This is a genomic window from Denitrovibrio acetiphilus DSM 12809 (assembly GCF_000025725.1).
Classification (GTDB): domain Bacteria; phylum Chrysiogenota; class Deferribacteres; order Deferribacterales; family Geovibrionaceae; genus Denitrovibrio; species Denitrovibrio acetiphilus.
This window is the reverse complement of sequence record NC_013943.1, coordinates 1,788,097-1,804,135: the sequence shown is the minus strand read 5'-3', so window position 1 is coordinate 1,804,135 and position 16,039 is coordinate 1,788,097. Positions and strand designations below refer to the sequence as shown.

General features: G+C 43.4%; 15 protein-coding genes. 7 read left to right on the top strand and 8 right to left on the bottom strand.

All coding sequences use genetic code 11. From position 1 onward, the window contains the following. Nucleotides 1-8 precede the first annotated feature (8 nt). Together DACET_RS08600 and bioB are read left to right on the top strand one after the other, a co-directional pair. Nucleotides 9-692 (top strand): SH3 domain-containing protein, encoded by a 684-nt coding sequence (locus DACET_RS08600; RefSeq protein ID WP_013010989.1) that lies wholly within the window; start codon nt 9-11, stop codon nt 690-692. After that, the gene (bioB, locus tag DACET_RS08595; protein WP_013010988.1) at nt 689-1,624 is read left to right on the top strand and encodes a biotin synthase BioB; all 936 of its coding nucleotides are present in this window, start codon (nt 689-691) and stop codon (nt 1,622-1,624) included. Before DACET_RS08600 ends, bioB begins: the two co-directional genes overlap by 4 nt. Here bioB and DACET_RS08590 read toward each other — a convergent pair. From DACET_RS08590 to DACET_RS08565, 6 genes are read right to left on the bottom strand one after another with little or no spacing between them, the layout of a single operon-like run. After that, nucleotides 1,621-1,992 (bottom strand): acyl-CoA thioesterase, encoded by a 372-nt coding sequence (locus DACET_RS08590; RefSeq protein WP_013010987.1) that lies wholly within the window; start codon nt 1,990-1,992, stop codon nt 1,621-1,623. The genes bioB and DACET_RS08590 overlap by 4 nt on opposite strands. After that, nucleotides 1,992-2,897 carry a sigma-70 family RNA polymerase sigma factor gene (locus tag DACET_RS08585; protein ID WP_013010986.1) on the bottom strand — a complete coding sequence of 302 codons (906 nt, stop codon included), beginning with the start codon at nt 2,895-2,897 and terminating at the stop codon, nt 1,992-1,994. The genes DACET_RS08590 and DACET_RS08585 overlap by 1 nt, the downstream gene beginning before the upstream one ends. A gap of 52 nt (nt 2,898-2,949) precedes the next feature. Further along, nucleotides 2,950-5,553 (bottom strand): ATP-dependent chaperone ClpB, encoded by a 2,604-nt coding sequence (clpB, locus tag DACET_RS08580; RefSeq protein WP_013010985.1) that lies wholly within the window; start codon nt 5,551-5,553, stop codon nt 2,950-2,952. Between the two features lie 39 nt (nt 5,554-5,592). Beyond that, nucleotides 5,593-5,967: a heat shock protein transcriptional repressor HspR gene (locus tag DACET_RS08575; protein ID WP_013010984.1), complete on the bottom strand. Its 375-nt coding sequence runs from the start codon at nt 5,965-5,967 to the stop codon at nt 5,593-5,595. Nucleotides 5,968-5,970: 3 nt separating this feature from the next. Continuing rightward, nucleotides 5,971-7,065, bottom strand: a complete 1,095-nt coding sequence (gene dnaJ, locus DACET_RS08570; protein ID WP_013010983.1) for a molecular chaperone DnaJ — start codon at nt 7,063-7,065, stop codon at nt 5,971-5,973. Between the two features lie 26 nt (nt 7,066-7,091). Then, on the bottom strand, nt 7,092-7,529 hold the full coding sequence (locus DACET_RS08565) for an Hsp20/alpha crystallin family protein (protein WP_013010982.1): 438 nt from the start codon (nt 7,527-7,529) through the stop codon (nt 7,092-7,094). Between the two features lie 361 nt (nt 7,530-7,890). On the opposite strand from DACET_RS08565, the gene DACET_RS08560 reads away from it, so the two are divergent. Then, nucleotides 7,891-8,739, top strand: coding sequence for an energy transducer TonB (locus DACET_RS08560; RefSeq protein ID WP_013010981.1), 849 nt, complete (start codon nt 7,891-7,893; stop codon nt 8,737-8,739). Here DACET_RS08560 and DACET_RS08555 read toward each other — a convergent pair. Then, the gene (locus tag DACET_RS08555; RefSeq protein ID WP_013010980.1) at nt 8,736-9,086 is read right to left on the bottom strand and encodes a DUF6394 family protein; all 351 of its coding nucleotides are present in this window, start codon (nt 9,084-9,086) and stop codon (nt 8,736-8,738) included. The two genes, DACET_RS08560 and DACET_RS08555, sit on opposite strands and share 4 nt — an antisense overlap. Next, nucleotides 9,083-10,192, bottom strand: a complete 1,110-nt coding sequence (locus tag DACET_RS08550; protein ID WP_148214229.1) for a potassium channel family protein — start codon at nt 10,190-10,192, stop codon at nt 9,083-9,085. The genes DACET_RS08555 and DACET_RS08550 overlap by 4 nt, the downstream gene beginning before the upstream one ends. 132 nt (nt 10,193-10,324) lie before the next feature. On the opposite strand from DACET_RS08550, the gene DACET_RS08545 reads away from it, so the two are divergent. From DACET_RS08545 to DACET_RS08530, 4 genes are all read left to right on the top strand, one after another. Continuing rightward, a complete protein-coding gene (locus DACET_RS08545) occupies nt 10,325-11,728 on the top strand; it encodes a PhoH family protein (protein ID WP_013010978.1) in 1,404 nt (467 codons plus the stop codon). A gap of 112 nt (nt 11,729-11,840) precedes the next feature. After that, nucleotides 11,841-13,793, top strand: a complete 1,953-nt coding sequence (locus tag DACET_RS08540) for a methyl-accepting chemotaxis protein (protein WP_013010977.1) — start codon at nt 11,841-11,843, stop codon at nt 13,791-13,793. Between the two features lie 11 nt (nt 13,794-13,804). Continuing rightward, entirely contained in the window at nt 13,805-14,098 is a 294-nt protein-coding gene (locus tag DACET_RS08535) for a hypothetical protein (protein WP_013010976.1), read from the top strand. Nucleotides 14,099-14,197: 99 nt separating this feature from the next. After that, on the top strand, nt 14,198-16,030 hold the full coding sequence (locus tag DACET_RS08530) for an ABC-F family ATP-binding cassette domain-containing protein (protein ID WP_013010975.1): 1,833 nt from the start codon (nt 14,198-14,200) through the stop codon (nt 16,028-16,030). Nucleotides 16,031-16,039: the final 9 nt, after the last annotated feature.

The following is a 16,039-nucleotide window of genomic DNA, read 5'->3' as shown; positions in this document are numbered from 1 at the left end:
TTATTATAATGTTTAAGCAAATCCTTTTGGTAATTCTTACCCTTTCGCTCGTTTCCTGCGCAAGCAGAGCACGGCTTAAAAGCTATGAAAAAGATATAGATGGTATACGCAATGAAGTTCGAAATATCAGAATTATGACTGATGAAATGCGGGCTGAGCTTGGTAATATGCGTAAGTCTATGGATATGGTTGATGAAAGTGTAAAATTTCAGGCTGATGAAATAGAGATACAGAGGCAATATCATGAAAGGCTGAAAGAGGTTGTTGATGGCTTGAAAGATTCTGTAGTTGTTCTTGAGTCGGAAAAACTTCCGGCAAAAAGAGAAGAACTGCGTGAGATAAGGTCGAACGATACCGCAGTTCCTTACGTTGTTAAAACTGAGCAGGATGGCGCTGTAACGAAGATGTATACAGAACCCCAGCCTTCGGAAGATTCTGTTGAACTGCCTGGACCTGAAAAACCTGATGCTGCCAGACAGAAACCTGGGTTCGGATATGCGGTGAAGGATGGTGTGATATTATGGCAGTACCCGTCGACTAAGTCTGATGTACTCGAAATACTCGTAAGCTGGCAACAGCTCAGCCTTTTGGAAAAGATAACTAATGCGGGCATGACATGGTGGAAGGTCAAAACTAATGACTATACAGGTTATGTGAATTCAAGATTCATTATTATATCGGGTAAAAAATGATCAGAGATATTTACGAAAAGATAATCGCAGGGGGAGAAGCAGGGGCAGGGGATGTCAGCACTATAGTTAATGCTGATCTGGACGAGCTTCTGTTCCTTGCTGAGCAGATTAAAAAGCAGTATAAAGGTATTAAAGCAGAGACGTGCGCTATTATAAATGCAAGGAGCGGGCTATGCAGTGAAGATTGTTCCTTCTGTGCACAGTCTTCTCACTTCAGTACCGGTGCGCCTGTTTACGGATTCATAGATATGGAACGTATTGATGCCGCTGCAAAAGATCTTGCTGCCAAAGGAGTTAAACGCTTCAGTATTGTTACAAGCGGTATCGGACCGAATGATGAAGAGTTTCAGAAGATCAAAGAAGCTATGGGCGTTATAAATAAGCATGGACTTCTGGCGGATGCGTCTGTTGGATGTCTTAGTTATGAACAGCTTATAGAACTTAAAGAAGCTGGCATGACGGCATACCACCATAATCTAGAAGTGGCTAGAAGCTATTTTCCAGAAATATGCTCAACACATGATTATGAAAGAGATGTCGAAACTGTGCGAGATTCAGTGCGTGCCGGTGTTTATGTCTGCTGCGGCGGGATATTCGGATTGGGAGAGAGCTGGGCGCATAGGGCAGAGCTTGCATTTATCCTGAGAGGTCTCAACGTTGATTCTGTTCCAATTAATTTTCTAAACCCCATAAAAGGAACTCCTATGGACAACCAGCAGGTTCTTAGTGAAGAAGAGGCTCTCCGTATAGTTGCTATGGTCAGGTTTATTCTTCCGAAACAGGATATCAGAATTTGCGGCGGGCGGAGTATTGTTTTTAGAGAAAATAGTGCAGAAAAGCTTCTCAGAGCGGGAGCTAACGCATTAATGGTTGGAGACTATCTTACTGTAAAGGGCGTAGATATCGATGATGATATGAGAGCGCTCGGCTAACTTATATCTAATTTATGCGGTAGCGGTGTCGGCCGACCGTTTTTATCTATGCTTACAAAAGTTATGTTAGTGCTGAATACTTCTTGCTCTCGTTCTGCGCATGGGGCATCGCCAAAAACTTTTACTTCATATGTGATAGATGTTGTTCCCTGCTTTACAGGTTCAACTTTAAACCTGAGTACAGATCCGTTTGCCACCTGATGTTTAAACACAATCTTGTCCATAGCTACAGTTACAAATGACACTCCTCTGAAATTTTTAGCTGCAGTTAGGAATGCGCATTCATCTATCCATTTTAGAAGAACTCCACCGAAAAGATATCCGTAGTGGTTAAGGTGTTCAGGTCGGACAAGTGTATATGTTTCCATTAGTTTAAAAAATCCTGTAATTTATTTTTCATCGCCTTCTTGCGGAGTTTTGAAAGAGCCCGTGTTTCAAGCTGCCGGACACGTTCACGGCTTATATCCATCAGCTCCCCGATTTCTTCAAGAGTTTTAGGTGCTTCTTCATTCAGACCGAAACGCCACTCTATTATTTGTGATTCACGTTCATCAAGTTCATCAACGATGTCGTCCAGAGCGGTTTTTAGTGTTTTCGAGATGATATCTTCTTCAATATCTTTTGTGCCTGATTCCAGAAGGTCGATGAAAGACCTGTCCTCTCCGTCTTTAATAGGTGCTTCAAGTGAGAGATAGTTTCTTGAAACCCGCAGAACATTCTCGATATCCGCTTCATCCATTTCAAGCTGTTCGGCAAGCTCGCTGGCTGTCGGTTCACGGTTTAGCTTTTTGTTGAGCTTTTCTGTAGCACCGTTTATCTTGTAGAGGATCCCCGCCTGTTTGATAGGTAGTTTGACAGTACCCGACTGTTCAGCTAGAGCCTGAATTATGGACTGACGGATCCACCATACGGCGTAGGATATGAACTTGACATCTTTTGTATGGTCGAACCTTTTCGCAGCCTCCACAAGCCCCAGATTCCCCTGATTTATAATATCCGCAATGGGCAGACCGGTATTCCGGTATCTGTTGGCTATGGATACTACAAATTTTAAGTTACATAGGATGAGTGTGTTAAGCGCATCTTCATCGCCTGCCTGAATCCGCTCTCCTATTGCAAACTCCTGAGCTTTTGTCATGGGTTTGTATGCAGAGATAGAGTTCAGGTAATGCTTAAGTGAAGTCTCACTCACAGGAGCGGGCATTACTTTAGCTGTTGTTGCACTCTCATCTTCAGATTTTTCTTTTTTTTCAGTTTCTTCTGTTTCTCTCATTAAACCACCATTTGGTGAATTATAGCATACGGGGATACGTTTCGCTCTTAAGTTAAGAAAATTTTAAAATCATCTGGTTCCCGTCAAAGTCCAGCAGGCATTTGTCACCAGCTTTCAGTTCTCCTTTGATAATCTTTTCTGCGATAAAATTTTCTACCATCCTTCGTATGGCACGTTTCATAGGTCTTGCTCCGTACGCGGCATCAAAACCCGCTTTAACTATCTCATTTATGACATTTTTTGTCCAGTTAAGTTCTATGTTATTTTCAAGAACACGTTTAGCAAAAACTTGCATAAGTATCTCTGCTATTTCCGTAATGTGAGTTTCATTCAGAGGGTGGAACACAACGATATCGTCTATTCTGTTTAGAAACTCAGGTCTGAAATAGCCGGAGAGCTGACTTATGGCAATTTTTTGTATACTGCTGTATTTCTGTTCCCAGTCACCATCTTCAGCGAATGCATCATGTATCATATCGCTTGCAATGTTCGATGTCATGATGATGACGCAGTTTTTAAAGCTGACAGTACGCCCTTTGGAGTCTGTAAGCCTGCCGTCATCCAAAAGCTGCAAGAGCACATTGAAAACGTCAGAATGTGCTTTTTCAATTTCGTCCATAAGGATAACAGAGTAGGGACGTCTGCGAACAGCTTCGGTGAGCTGACCGCCCTCGTCATAGCCTACATATCCCGGAGGCGCTCCGATAAGCCTTGCCACGGAGTGTTTCTCCATGTATTCACTCATGTCTATCCTTACGATAGCATCTTCCGAGTCGAACAGGAATTCCGCAAGCGACTTGGCAAGCTCTGTTTTACCAACACCCGTAGGTCCCAGAAATATAAATGAACCGATTGGTTTGCCGGGGTCATTCAGACCGGCACGGCTTCTTCTGACAGATTCGCTCACAACTCTGATGGCGTTGTCCTGACCTACTACACGTTTATGAAGATAATCCTCCATGCGTATCAGTTTGTCTGCTTCCTCTTCGAGGAGTCTGGTTGCCGGTATACCTGTCCATTTGCTTATAACAGTAGCAATGTCTTCTTCGTCTACTTCCTCTTTAAGGATGCGTTTATTTTTCTGAAGTTCGCTCAGTTTACTGTTTGCTCCCTGTAGTCGGGATTCAAGCTCCACAAGTTTGCTGTACTTAAGTTCAGATGCTTTTGTCAGATCACCCAGCCTTTCTGCTGATGCCATTTCGTGTTTAGTTTGTTCGATCTGCTCTTTTATGTGCCGGACATTCTGTATCACGTCTTTTTCGTTTTGCCATGCAGCACGCATACTCTGTGCCTGCTCTTTAAGATTGGCGAGTTCATTTTCAAGTTTTTCAAGACGCTGTTTGCTGGCGTTGTCTTTCTCTTTTTTAAGCGCCTGTTTGTCTATTTCAAGGTGAGTGATACGACGTTCAAGCTCGTCCAGCTCTGTGGGCAGGCTGTCTATCTCCATACGGATTTTGGCTGTTGCTTCATCAATAAGGTCGATAGCTTTGTCAGGCATAAACCTGTCGCTGATGTATTTGTTTGCCATGTGCGCTGCTGCAACAATAGCATTGTCAGTAATCCTCACTCCGTGGTGAACTTCGTAGCGTTCTTTCAGCCCACGCAGAATTGATACTGTGTCCTCTACAGAAGGCTCCTTAACCATTACAGGCTGGAATCTTCTTTCGAGGGCTGTGTCTTTTTCGACATATTTCTTATATTCGTCGAGGGTTGTAGCTCCAATGCAGTGGAGCTCTCCCCTTGCAAGTGCGGGCTTCAGAAGGTTTGCAGCGTCCATTGCTCCGTCAGTTTTTCCTGCTCCGACAAGGGTGTGCATTTCATCTATGAAGAGCACTATTTCACCGTGGCGTTCTTTTATAGTGTTCAAAAGAGCTTTCAGTCTGTCTTCGAACTCTCCGCGGAATTTTGTTCCTGCAATGAGTAAACCCATGTCAAGAGCGGCTACTGTGCGCCCTTTAAGGGTTTCCGGTACGTCACCGTTCACAATCCTCTGGGCAAGTCCCTCGGCTATGGCAGTTTTACCCACACCGGGTTCACCTATGAGCACAGGATTGTTCTTGGTGCGTCTTGAGAGAACGTGTATGACACGCCTTATCTCTTCGTCACGTCCTATCACTGGGTCAAGTTTTCCTGCACGTGCTGACTCGGTAAGGTCTATGGTGTATTTATCCAGTGCGTTCATCTTATCTTCCGGATTCTGATCTGTAACACGTGTTGAGCCTTTTACTGACTCGTATGCTTTAAGCAGAGTATTCAGACTGTACCCGTTCGCAGAGAGTGCCGACCGGAGATTTGAGTCTGCATTTTCTCCTACACCCAGAAGTATGTGTTCAGTTGAGACATATTCGTCCCCGAACTTTTTTATCATTTCAAAGGCGTAGTCCAGAGCCTTTTTTGCTTCCTGTCCGATATATAACTGAACATTTCCTTCAACTTTAGGGTATTTCCCCAGCAGTTTTTCAGTATCGGTTATAAGCTGGTTAGTGTTCACCCCTGCTTTCTGGAGCAGAGGGGTGACCATCCCTTCCTCCTGAGTCATCAGAGCGAGGAGGAGATGTTCAGGCATAAGCTGCTGGTGGCTATGCTGTTCTGCAAGCTCCAATGCAGACTGCACAGCTTCCTGTGCTTTAATGGTCATTTTGTTAAAGTTGAACATTATTTTCCTCTTTTTGTATTCTCGTTTTTCAAAGTTTTTCTAATCTTCTTCGTTTATTTTTACTTTTATAATTCCTGTGTGGCTGGAGGGGACAAGCCCTTCTTTAGCTTTTTGCAGGTGCTGAGCATTTTGCTTAATAAATTCTTTAAGCTGATTGTTCTGCTCCTGTAGTTCAGCCATCTGTTCCCGCATGTTCATTATAACCTCGACACCTGCAAGGTTTACGCCCATGTCTTTCGTAAGGGTGAGTATAAACTTCAGTGTTTGTAGGTCATCTTCTGAGTAGAGCCTGGTATTTCCCTGCGTCCGCTGAGGGTGTACAAGCCCAAGTCTCTCATACTGTCTGAGTGTCTGCGGGTGCAGATCCAGCATTTCAGAAACTATGCTGATAATGTACAGCGGCGTATTTTTCATTTTTTAAAGCCTCGCTTTTTCTACCAGTTTGTCACGCTGTCCGGTCATGTATTTCTTCTGCATCTCTTTCAGGGCTGTACGGTCTGCTTCTTGTGCAACCTGTGGTATAGTTATTTTGATAACAACATAAAGGTCGCCTATAACACTTTTGCCAAGAGCAGGAACACCTTTGTTTTTTATGCGGAATTTCTGCCCCGGCTGAGTTCCTGCCGGAATATTCATCGTTACAGCACCATAAGGAGTGGGGACTTTTATTTTTTCACCGAGTGCGGCTTCAAACATGTCCACATCCACTTCAACATAGAGATTATTTCCCTGACGCTCAAAAACTTCATGACTTTTAACATTTGTTATGATGTAAAGGTCGCCCTGCGGTCCGCCGTTGGGTCCTGCGTTCCCTTTGCCGGCTACACGTATTTTTGAGTTTTTGTCCACGCCTTTCGGTATTTTTATCTTAATCTTTTCCTGTTTGTTGCTGTAGCCTGAGCCTCGGCATACAGCGCATACATTCTGGGTTATCTCACCTGTACCTTTGCATGTGGTACATGGTGCTACCCCGAACATTCCGCGCTGCTGGGACATGGCTTGTCCTGAACCGCCGCAAGCCGGGCATGTGGATTTGTCACCGCCTTTGCCTCCACAGGATTTACAGCTCACTGTGTGGTTAACAGCTATTTCGTATTCGTTGCCGAAAATTGCATCTTTAAACGGGATCTGGATTGTGTAGTGGATATCCTCGCCCTTTCTCGGTGCACGGGAGCGCCTGCTTCTGGAGCCTCCTGCTCCGCCGAATATATCGCCAAAGTCGAAACCTCCGAAGTGGTTCTTAATGTCTTCGTAGTTTGCACCGGAAAAGTCATAACCGTGACCACCGTTTTTAAATGTATCGTGACCGAGACTGTCATACTGCTTCTTTTTCTCTGTATCACTTAAAACACCGTAAGCTTCGGATATCTCTTTAAATTTATCTTCCGCTGTTGAATCCCCAGGGTTGACATCGGGGTGGTATTTTCTTGCGAGTTTTCTGTATGCTTTTTTGATTTCTTCGGCTGAAGCTCCTTTCTGGACTCCAAGCACTTCGTAGTAGTCTCTAGCCATTAATTAATTTTCCTTTATTGTTTTATTTAGTCAGTTTCAACTTTGATAACTCTTGGCTGTACTTCAGCTTTCTTTTTTAGAGTTACCTTCAGAAGACCGTCTCTCAGATTAGCTTTTACGCTGCCTATGTCAACAGTATTTGGTATCGCAAATGATCTGTTGAATTTTCCGTATGAACGTTCAAGGCGGTAGAAGTTATCTCTTTCCCCTTCAATAGGGTATTTCTTTTCACCTTTAAGGCTGAGAACTCCATCGGATACCTGAATGTCGATATCCTCTTCTTTCATGCCCGGGAGTTCTGACATGATGACGATCTCTTCCTCTGTTTCAAAAATATCTACTGGAGGAAGCCAGTCGCCATAGTTCCCCTGTGTGCTTTTGCTGAGGGTCTCGTCAAAGATTTTGTTCATCCTGTCGTGCATAGTCATAAGATCCTTTAATGGATCCCATCTTACAATAGCCATAGTGTCCTCCTTATATATTGCTTGATCTAATTCGTAACATAAGACTTGAGTGTAGTCATGTCAAGTCATTTTATGCGGTCGAAGACAGAACACCACGCATTTATGCGCTGATGAATGAGCTGATCACAGCTTAAGAGCTTATAAGCCATTGCGGGGAATGTAATGACGAAGCAATCTCAGGATTAACTAACGAGTCCAGAGACTGCCGCAGCCCTGCTTCGCAGTGACGTATCCTGCATATGCTCTCGCTGTGACAACGAAGCTGTAACTTCGTGTGCTTCGCACTATATTTTAAATATCAGAACTAAAACCCAACACATTCTGTCTTGATTATAAACCATTGAGAGAGTATTTTTTCTTCATGCGCAATAATAAGCTTCTCATTTTTATAGTTATATCAATTATAATTCACCTGATAGTTCTTTCACTGCTGGATCTTAGCACGCCGGAGAAGGAGAAAGAACGCCCTATATCCGTGTCTGTTATTCCGAAAGAAAAGCCGAAGCCTGCCCCAAAGGAAGAGCCTGCACCTGAAGCTAAAACTCCTAAAAAGACTATTGATGATGTTCCCCTTGATGAAGACCTGAAGACAGACCTTGACCAGATGGCACCTGTGCCGGACATGGGTGAAGAGCAGAAACAGATGAAGCAGAAGTCTGAAAGACAGGGGGATGAACCTCCGGAGAAGCCTGAGGAAACCCAGCAGCGTAAACAGAAGGAATCTTCCAAACAGGAGATCATCGACGATAATGCTCCTGTTCAGCTCCCTAGTGTTACGCCTAAAGACGAACTCTCGCAGGGGCAGATAGACGATATACTCAACCCTGAGGATATTATTGATAAATACGCTAAAGGGGGCGGGATGCCCGAAGGGGAAGATTCTGTCTCTATGCAGTATGTTAAGCTTAAATACCAGTCTTATTTCTATAAATTCGCCCGCAGGCTTTATCAGGTCTGGGCATATCCCAGGTCGGCAGCAATGCGCGGTGAGCAGGGGACAGTGCGGATATCATTTGTTATTAGCAAAGATGGAATGATCTCCAGTATAAAAGTCCTTCAGTCAAGCGGGTATCCTGACCTTGACCGTGAAGCGGTAAGTGCGCTGAAAAAGACAGCCGGAGTTCCGTTACCTGAATCCTATGAGCTGAATTTTCTGAAAGTTGACGCCTACTTCCAATATATACTCGGCGGCGGATACATTGTTTATTAAATATCTTCCTGCTGACCATATGACATTATTATATCTATTATTATCAGTATAACGCTTAGCATATTTGCAACAGCAGCGCCCACAGCCAGTCCGGTAACAAGCGATGATGTCGAACCGGAGAAGTAGAGTATCGCTGCGGGGATCAGGTGAAGGTCAGATATGAATGCGGTTGCCAGAAGCTCTGCCGCAAGAAATTTCTTTATATTAAATTTCAGTACAGTCGCTATGAGGTTGACGCCAATTGCTATCACAAGCTGATAGGGGTCTTTGCTCACTAAAAATCCGATATTACTTGTCAGTGCCAGAATTATAAAAAGGTCAGACCAGACCTTGCTCCACTGTATCATTTTGTCCCCCCTTTGGAATATGCAGCGACTTTCTCCAGCTGTTTTGGTGTCCCAAGTACAATGATAGAAGTACCTGTAGCCAATATAGTGTTTCTGTCAGGTATGGTGTTTATGTCGCCTTTACTGTCAACTGTTGCGATAATGTTAGTGCCTGTTTTATCTTTGAAGAGCGAATCTGCAATAGATTTTCCTGCAAACTCTGACTCCTCGCTTATCCTTATCTCTACGATATCCACATTGCTCTTCTCTCCGTATGCCACAAGGTCGAGAAAGCCACTCATTGCCGGTGACGGGGGGTGTAGGACATATGACGTTATCCGTCTGCCGGTTGTGACTGCGGGTACGATAACTTCGTTGGCTCCCAGAAGCTTCATCTTTTCAGAATCCATTTCAGATGTGCTGGTGGAGAATATGAAGTAGTTCTCCTTGTCCGGCATGATGAGCCTTGCAGTGACTATGATGGCGATGTCAAGGGTGTCATCGTCAAATGTTGTGATTAAGCCTTTAGAATCCTCAATAAAAAGCCCCAGAAGAGAATCCCGCCTTTGTGGCTGAGCGATGACGTAAAATGTTGTTCCGAATTCGATTATCTCCTGACGTTTCGATTCGTTGGGGTCTATGAGTATGAAAGGGATTTTGCGCTTTACAAAGCTTCGCATGATCTCTTTGGAGGTTTCGTTGAAACCGCATATTATGTAGTGGTTTTTGACGTGTTCCATTTTGCTGTACATCCTCCAGTGTCTGAATTTATGTTTAATTTCCCCTTGCAGGATAACCTGCACTGTGGCGGCAAGACCATAGAAATAAACCAGCGGGAAGGCAACCATCAGGAAAACAGAGGTGACAAGCCTGTTGGCTGTGATGCTGTCTGTGTAGCCTTCTGTGTATCCGATGGTCGTGAATGTTATAATCGTGTGAAAGAAGTAATTTGCGACACTTTCGCCGTCTGTTTTTCCGTTCAGAATCATCATTAGCAGAACATATACAGTAGTGAAAAAGATGACAGTCATAAGAGGTAGTCTGAGGTCACTCAGAATATTGTACAACTGTTTTTCGTATATGGATTTGAAGCTGACCGGTTTTACGTTTCCGTAGTGCTTTTCCATGTTTGCCAAATAAAGCTCCGTGATGATGCATATAAACTATTTGTCAAAGGGTGCTGCCATGTGAACTCTTGCTTGACAATCAGTTATAGTGAAGACTAACATATTATATCACATCTTAACACCGGAGTTGCTATGACACCTCGCAAAGTCAAAAATTTCATAATCGATACCAACGTAATCCTGTATTCTCCTAACTGCATAGAAACATTTGAGAACAACAACATCATCCTTCCCGCTGTGGTGCTGGAAGAAGTTGATTCTTTCAAAAAAAATGTTGACCTTAACGGCTACAATGCCAGATCATTTATCAGGGTTGTAGAGCATTACAGAGAAGAGAAGGGTGACCTTCTCAAAGGAGTTCCGCTGGAGTCTGGCGGCAAGTTCAGCATACGCTTTCAGGATGAAAGCACCAAAGCCATGATCCCCTCAGGATTTGAAATAGGTAAGAATGACAATATTATACTTGCCATTGCAATGCAGGTTAAGAAAGAATCTAAACGAGAGACTATAATTGTTTCAAAAGACGTTAACCTCCGGATTAAAGCTAATGCCATGGGGCTTGACGCTGAGGACTATTACCACGAAAAAAGTACATCCTTCATTGAACAGCACGATGATACTCTTTATGTTCCGGATGAGTATATTGATACGCTTTATCAGGAGAAGGAGCTTCCTTGCCCTAGCGGTGTCTACAGGCAGGATGAGACAGAGTTCTCCCCCCGTGTGAACGAATATTTTATTCTAAAGGGGCAGATTAATAACCAGAAGAGCGCACTTGCAAGATATGTCGTCAATGGTGCTGATGAATCAGGTATTTTCAGGCTGCTCCATCAGAATGAACCTATTCTCGGCATTACTCCGGCAAACAGAAAACAGATTTATCTGATGGACTCGCTGCTCGATCCCTCAATTGATGTGGTTTTTGCTATAGGCATTGCAGGTACAGGTAAAACTCTACTCGCTCTGTGCGCAGGTCTTCATTCTGTCCTTAATGAAAGGTTTAAAAAGCTTATTGTTACCAGGTCGCCGATACCTATGGGGCGTGATATAGGGTATCTCCCCGGCGGGATATCTGAAAAGCTCGACCCGTGGCTTAAGCCTATATATGACAATATGGAATTTATCGTGCATATGATGGATAAAGGGAAGCTGGACACCAAAGATGAGTATCTGTCAAAATCTCAGATGCATGATGCGACTATAGATTATCTGAAAGCATCGAAAATGCTTGAGATCGAAGCGCTGACTTATATCCGCGGGCGCACTCTTATGGATACCTATCTTGTGGTGGATGAAGCCCAGAACCTAAGCCCCCACGAGATAAAAACGATAATAACCAGAGCCGGAGTCAATTCCAAAATGGTATTTACCGGCGATCTGAAGCAGATAGATAACCCTTATCTCAACGAAAGGGATAACGGTCTTGTGAATGCTTCAGAGAAGTTCACTTATGCCAAATTCAAACACGCCTCTACGATTTATCTCGATAAAGGTGAAAGGAGCAGGCTGGCATCCATGGCTGCTGATATCCTTTAAATAAAATGTTGAAAGAAATATATTCTCTTTGGTATGATTCGTGTGTCTGTTTTAAACGTAATGAAAAGCAGATATTATAGAATAATATTCTACACTCATACTGGGGGTGCCGATGCTTTCAGGGAAAAAAAGAACCATTGCTTTTAAGTTTCTGGTTCCTATGGTTGGGGTGACAGCGCTTACTGTGCTGATTTTTGCCCTTTATTCTGTGAATGTGATGAAGTCTATCAGGAGAGGTGTTTACCAGCAGGAAGCATCTGCAATCACAAGCTATATTGACGAATCAATATCTTCAAATCTCAGTGTGTGTCTGACTAATGCCGTTTCTCTTTCGCAAAATACAGCTCTTGTTGATGCACTTGTTTTGCAGGACAGAAATGCAGCATTCGAAATACTCAAAAAGGTTTCAAACTCACTTTCTAAGGTGTTCAGCTCGAATTTTAAAATACATATGCATGATGCAGACGCAAAAAGCTTTCTCCGTTCGTGGGACTTCGATAATTACGGGGAAGACCTGAGCACAGAGCGCAAATCTGTTATGCAGGTTCGGGAGACTAAGGGGATCGTAGATGCCGTGGAACTTAGCAGAACAGGTATTACAGTCCGTGGTGTCGCTCCGATGTTTCAGATGGACTGGTATGTTGGCTCACTCGAGGTCATACTGCCGGGCAGTGTCATTGCTGAAGCTGCATCAGAAGACCTCAGGGCACATGTTTTAACTGCTGTGCAGAAGGGGGCTATAGAAGCTTCTGATGTTGTAAATGTTGGTGAGTACGATCTGCTTGTAAGTGACTCTGTTAGTAGCAATTTTCTTGATGAGCTGAAACAGGCAGCTGCTGGAGATATTGAAAAGGAGAGTGGATATTTCGTAACTGATAATTATTTCATTGTGAAATACCCTGTAAAAGGTTTCAACAGTGATACTGCCGGAGCTTTTTTTGTAGGGAAGGATTATAATATTGTAAATAATGAGATAGCAGCGGCAGAGAAGGTGGCTGTTGTTCAGATAATTATTTCGCTTTCCGGCTTCGTGGTGATAATTATTGTTATGGTCTTCCTTTTGCGGGTGATAGTTACGTCAAAGCTTAAGGCTCTGACAGACGCAACTCATGAGCTGGCAGAGGGGGACGGCGACCTTACAAAGAGGATAAACATCAAAACGGCAGATGAGTTTGAAACTGCCGCTGATAATACTAACAGATTTATATCAAAAGTTCAGCATACAGTTCAGACTTCTCTGGACAGTGTGCTTGAAAATGTCAGCGCAAGTGAAGAACTTTCTTCAACTGCCGCAACTCTGGCTCAGAATATCTCTGTCCAGACGTCGAAAGTTGAGGAGAGCAGTGTCCTTGTGAACGAAGTGGCGTCGAATCTGGATAAAACAGAAGAGCTTGCAGTTACCACTACAGAAGTTCTGGAGAAGGGACGTGACAGTCTGCTGGAGCTTGTGACATCTATGAATAGTGTTGTGGACAGGATAGCTTCCGACAGCGACTCTCAGCTTGACCTTGCTGCAAATATGCAGGAACTGAACATGCAGGCAAAAGAGATACAGAATGTTCTGGGCATCATCTCTGAAATTGCAGATCAGACAAATCTATTGGCTCTGAACGCATCCATTGAGGCTGCAAGAGCCGGAGAACATGGGCGCGGGTTTGCTGTGGTTGCAGACGAGGTCAGGAAACTTGCGGAGAGAACACAGACCTCTCTTGCTGATATCAGCCACATAACAAACCAGATAGTCGGCAGTATAGGCAGCTCTTCGAAAGCAATTACAGAAGTTTCAGAAAGTATGCGGGAGGCATCAGGGCGCTCGCAGGAGCTTGTGGCTCTGGCAGATGATACGAGCAGAAAGCTTGATGAAACTGTGGCTGTATCTTCAGAAATGGTTAAAATGAGTACATTTATAGCTACAAAAACTAAAGGTATGATAGACGCTATGGAAGATATTACTAATATTTCTCTGGAAAATACTCAGGCGGGAGCAAGTGTTGAGCAGGTTGCGGGGACGCTTGCTGAAAAGTCCGGTACAGTGTCGTATGAACTTAAGAAATTTAAAGTCTAAAGGGGGGCGATATGGATATCAGGGCTGTCGACGGGCGTACAATAGAGATCACAGGTAATATCAAATCTCTTGATGATTATGACGAAATTAAAAACGTTTCCCAGTCACTTGTTGCGAAGGGAGCAGATCATATCACTTTTAATGTTCTTGATTCCCTTTCAATGGTGTCCTCAGTTATAGGTTATCTGATCAAACTTATTAATGTCGACAATATCACAATTCAGGTGAATGTGTGGGACGACAGGCTTTATAACCTTCTTGACCAGCTTAATCTTATAGAACTTTTTAACGTACATAGAAAATAAGCAATTCATAATGGGAGCGTCCGCTCCCTTTTTCTTTTGATTTTCGATCTATTTAGAGTATAACTGTCAGTAAATCACAAAATAATCAACAGGTAAAAGATGATAAGTATTGAAAATATGTCAAAGGCGTATGGCGCCAGAGAGCTTTTAAAAAATATAAGCTTCCGCATTAATAAAGGCGAAAAAGTAGGATTGGTTGGGCGCAATGGTCATGGCAAAACTACCCTGATGCGCATTCTGACCGGAGAAGAGGAACAGGACGAAGGACTTATGAATGTTCCGAAAAATTACCAGATAGGGTATCTTAAACAACAGCTTGATTTCAGGATGGATAACGCTCTGGACGAGGCAGCTTTAGGGCTCCCCGAAGATGAGCGGGATCAGACATGGCGTGCTGAAAAAATATTATCAGGACTAGGGTTCTCGGAGGCTGACTTTAAAAAACACCCTTCAGAATTCTCCGGCGGGTATCAGGTACGTCTGAACCTTGTGAAGCTGCTGCTTTCCGAGCCTGACCTGCTTATGCTGGATGAGCCGACCAACTACCTTGACATTACCTCTATACGTTGGCTGGAGGATTTTCTCCTTAAGTGGAGCGGTGAGCTTATACTTATCACTCACGACAGGTCTTTTATGGACAAGGTCGTTACACATATTTTAGGCATTCACAGGCAGAAAGTTAAGAAGATCCCCGGCAATACTGATAAATTCTATGAGCAGGTTGCTACTGAAGAGGAGATCTACGAAAAGACAAGGCAGAACGAAGAGCAGAAAAGAAAAGATATGGAGCAGTTTATCACACGCTTTAAGTCGAAAGCATCCCTCGCAAGCCGTGCTCAGTCGCGTGTTAAAGCTCTTGAGCGAATGGGGGAGCTGGAAAAACTTGATGATATTGAAGATCTGGAATTTAAATTTAATCATACGCCTATAAGAGCAAAAGAACTGCTGACTGCAAAAAATATATCTTTTGGTTATGACAAAAACAGGCAGCTTATTAAAAACTTTAACATAACGATAGGTTCTGATGAGAAAATATGCATCATAGGTAAGAACGGACGGGGAAAGACAACACTCCTGAAACTTTTATGCGGGATAATTAAACCTGATAGTGGAGAGGTTTCCACCCACTCAAACCTTCGTGCTGGTATTTACGAACAGACTAACGTATTGCGTTTGGACATGAATGCAACCATAGAGCAGGAGCTTATAAATACTGATACTGTTGTTGATAAGCAGAGAGCCAGAGACGTTGCCGGTACGATGATGTTTTCCGGTGATGAAGCTCTTAAAAAGATATCAGTGCTTTCCGGTGGGGAGAAGAGTCGTGTTATGCTGGCTAAAACAATTCTGAAGCCATCGAATATCCTTTTTCTGGATGAGCCGACAAACCACCTTGATATGCAGTCCTGCGATTCGCTTCTAGCTGCGATAGATGAGTTTAAGGGGTCTGTCGTTATGGTAACCCACAACGAAATGTTTCTGAAGGCATTTGCTGAAAGGCTCATAGTCTTTAAAAATAACTGTATAGAAGTTTTTGAAGGCGGGTATACCGAATTTCTTAAAAAAGTCGGCTGGGACGATGATGACTCTTCTGAAAATTCTGCCCCAACCAGTTCTATGAACAAAAAGGAACTTAGAAAACTGCGTGCAGAGGTTATATCAGAGAAAAATAAAGCGCTTAAGCCCATTGAGGACGAAGTAAAAAAACTCGAAAAGGAGCTTGAGGCGAACGAGATTAAAATTGATACCCTCAATACTCAACTTATCAGTGCCTCAGGCGAAGGGGATTCTGATATGATAGCAAAATTCTCAAAAGAACTTGATGATGCGAAGATTTTTGCTGAAACTGGTCTGGAGAGGCTCCTTGAGCTGACAGATGAGCTAAGCACAAAATCTGAATTCTATGAAGCCAAGCTTAATGATCTGGGGTAATATTAATTA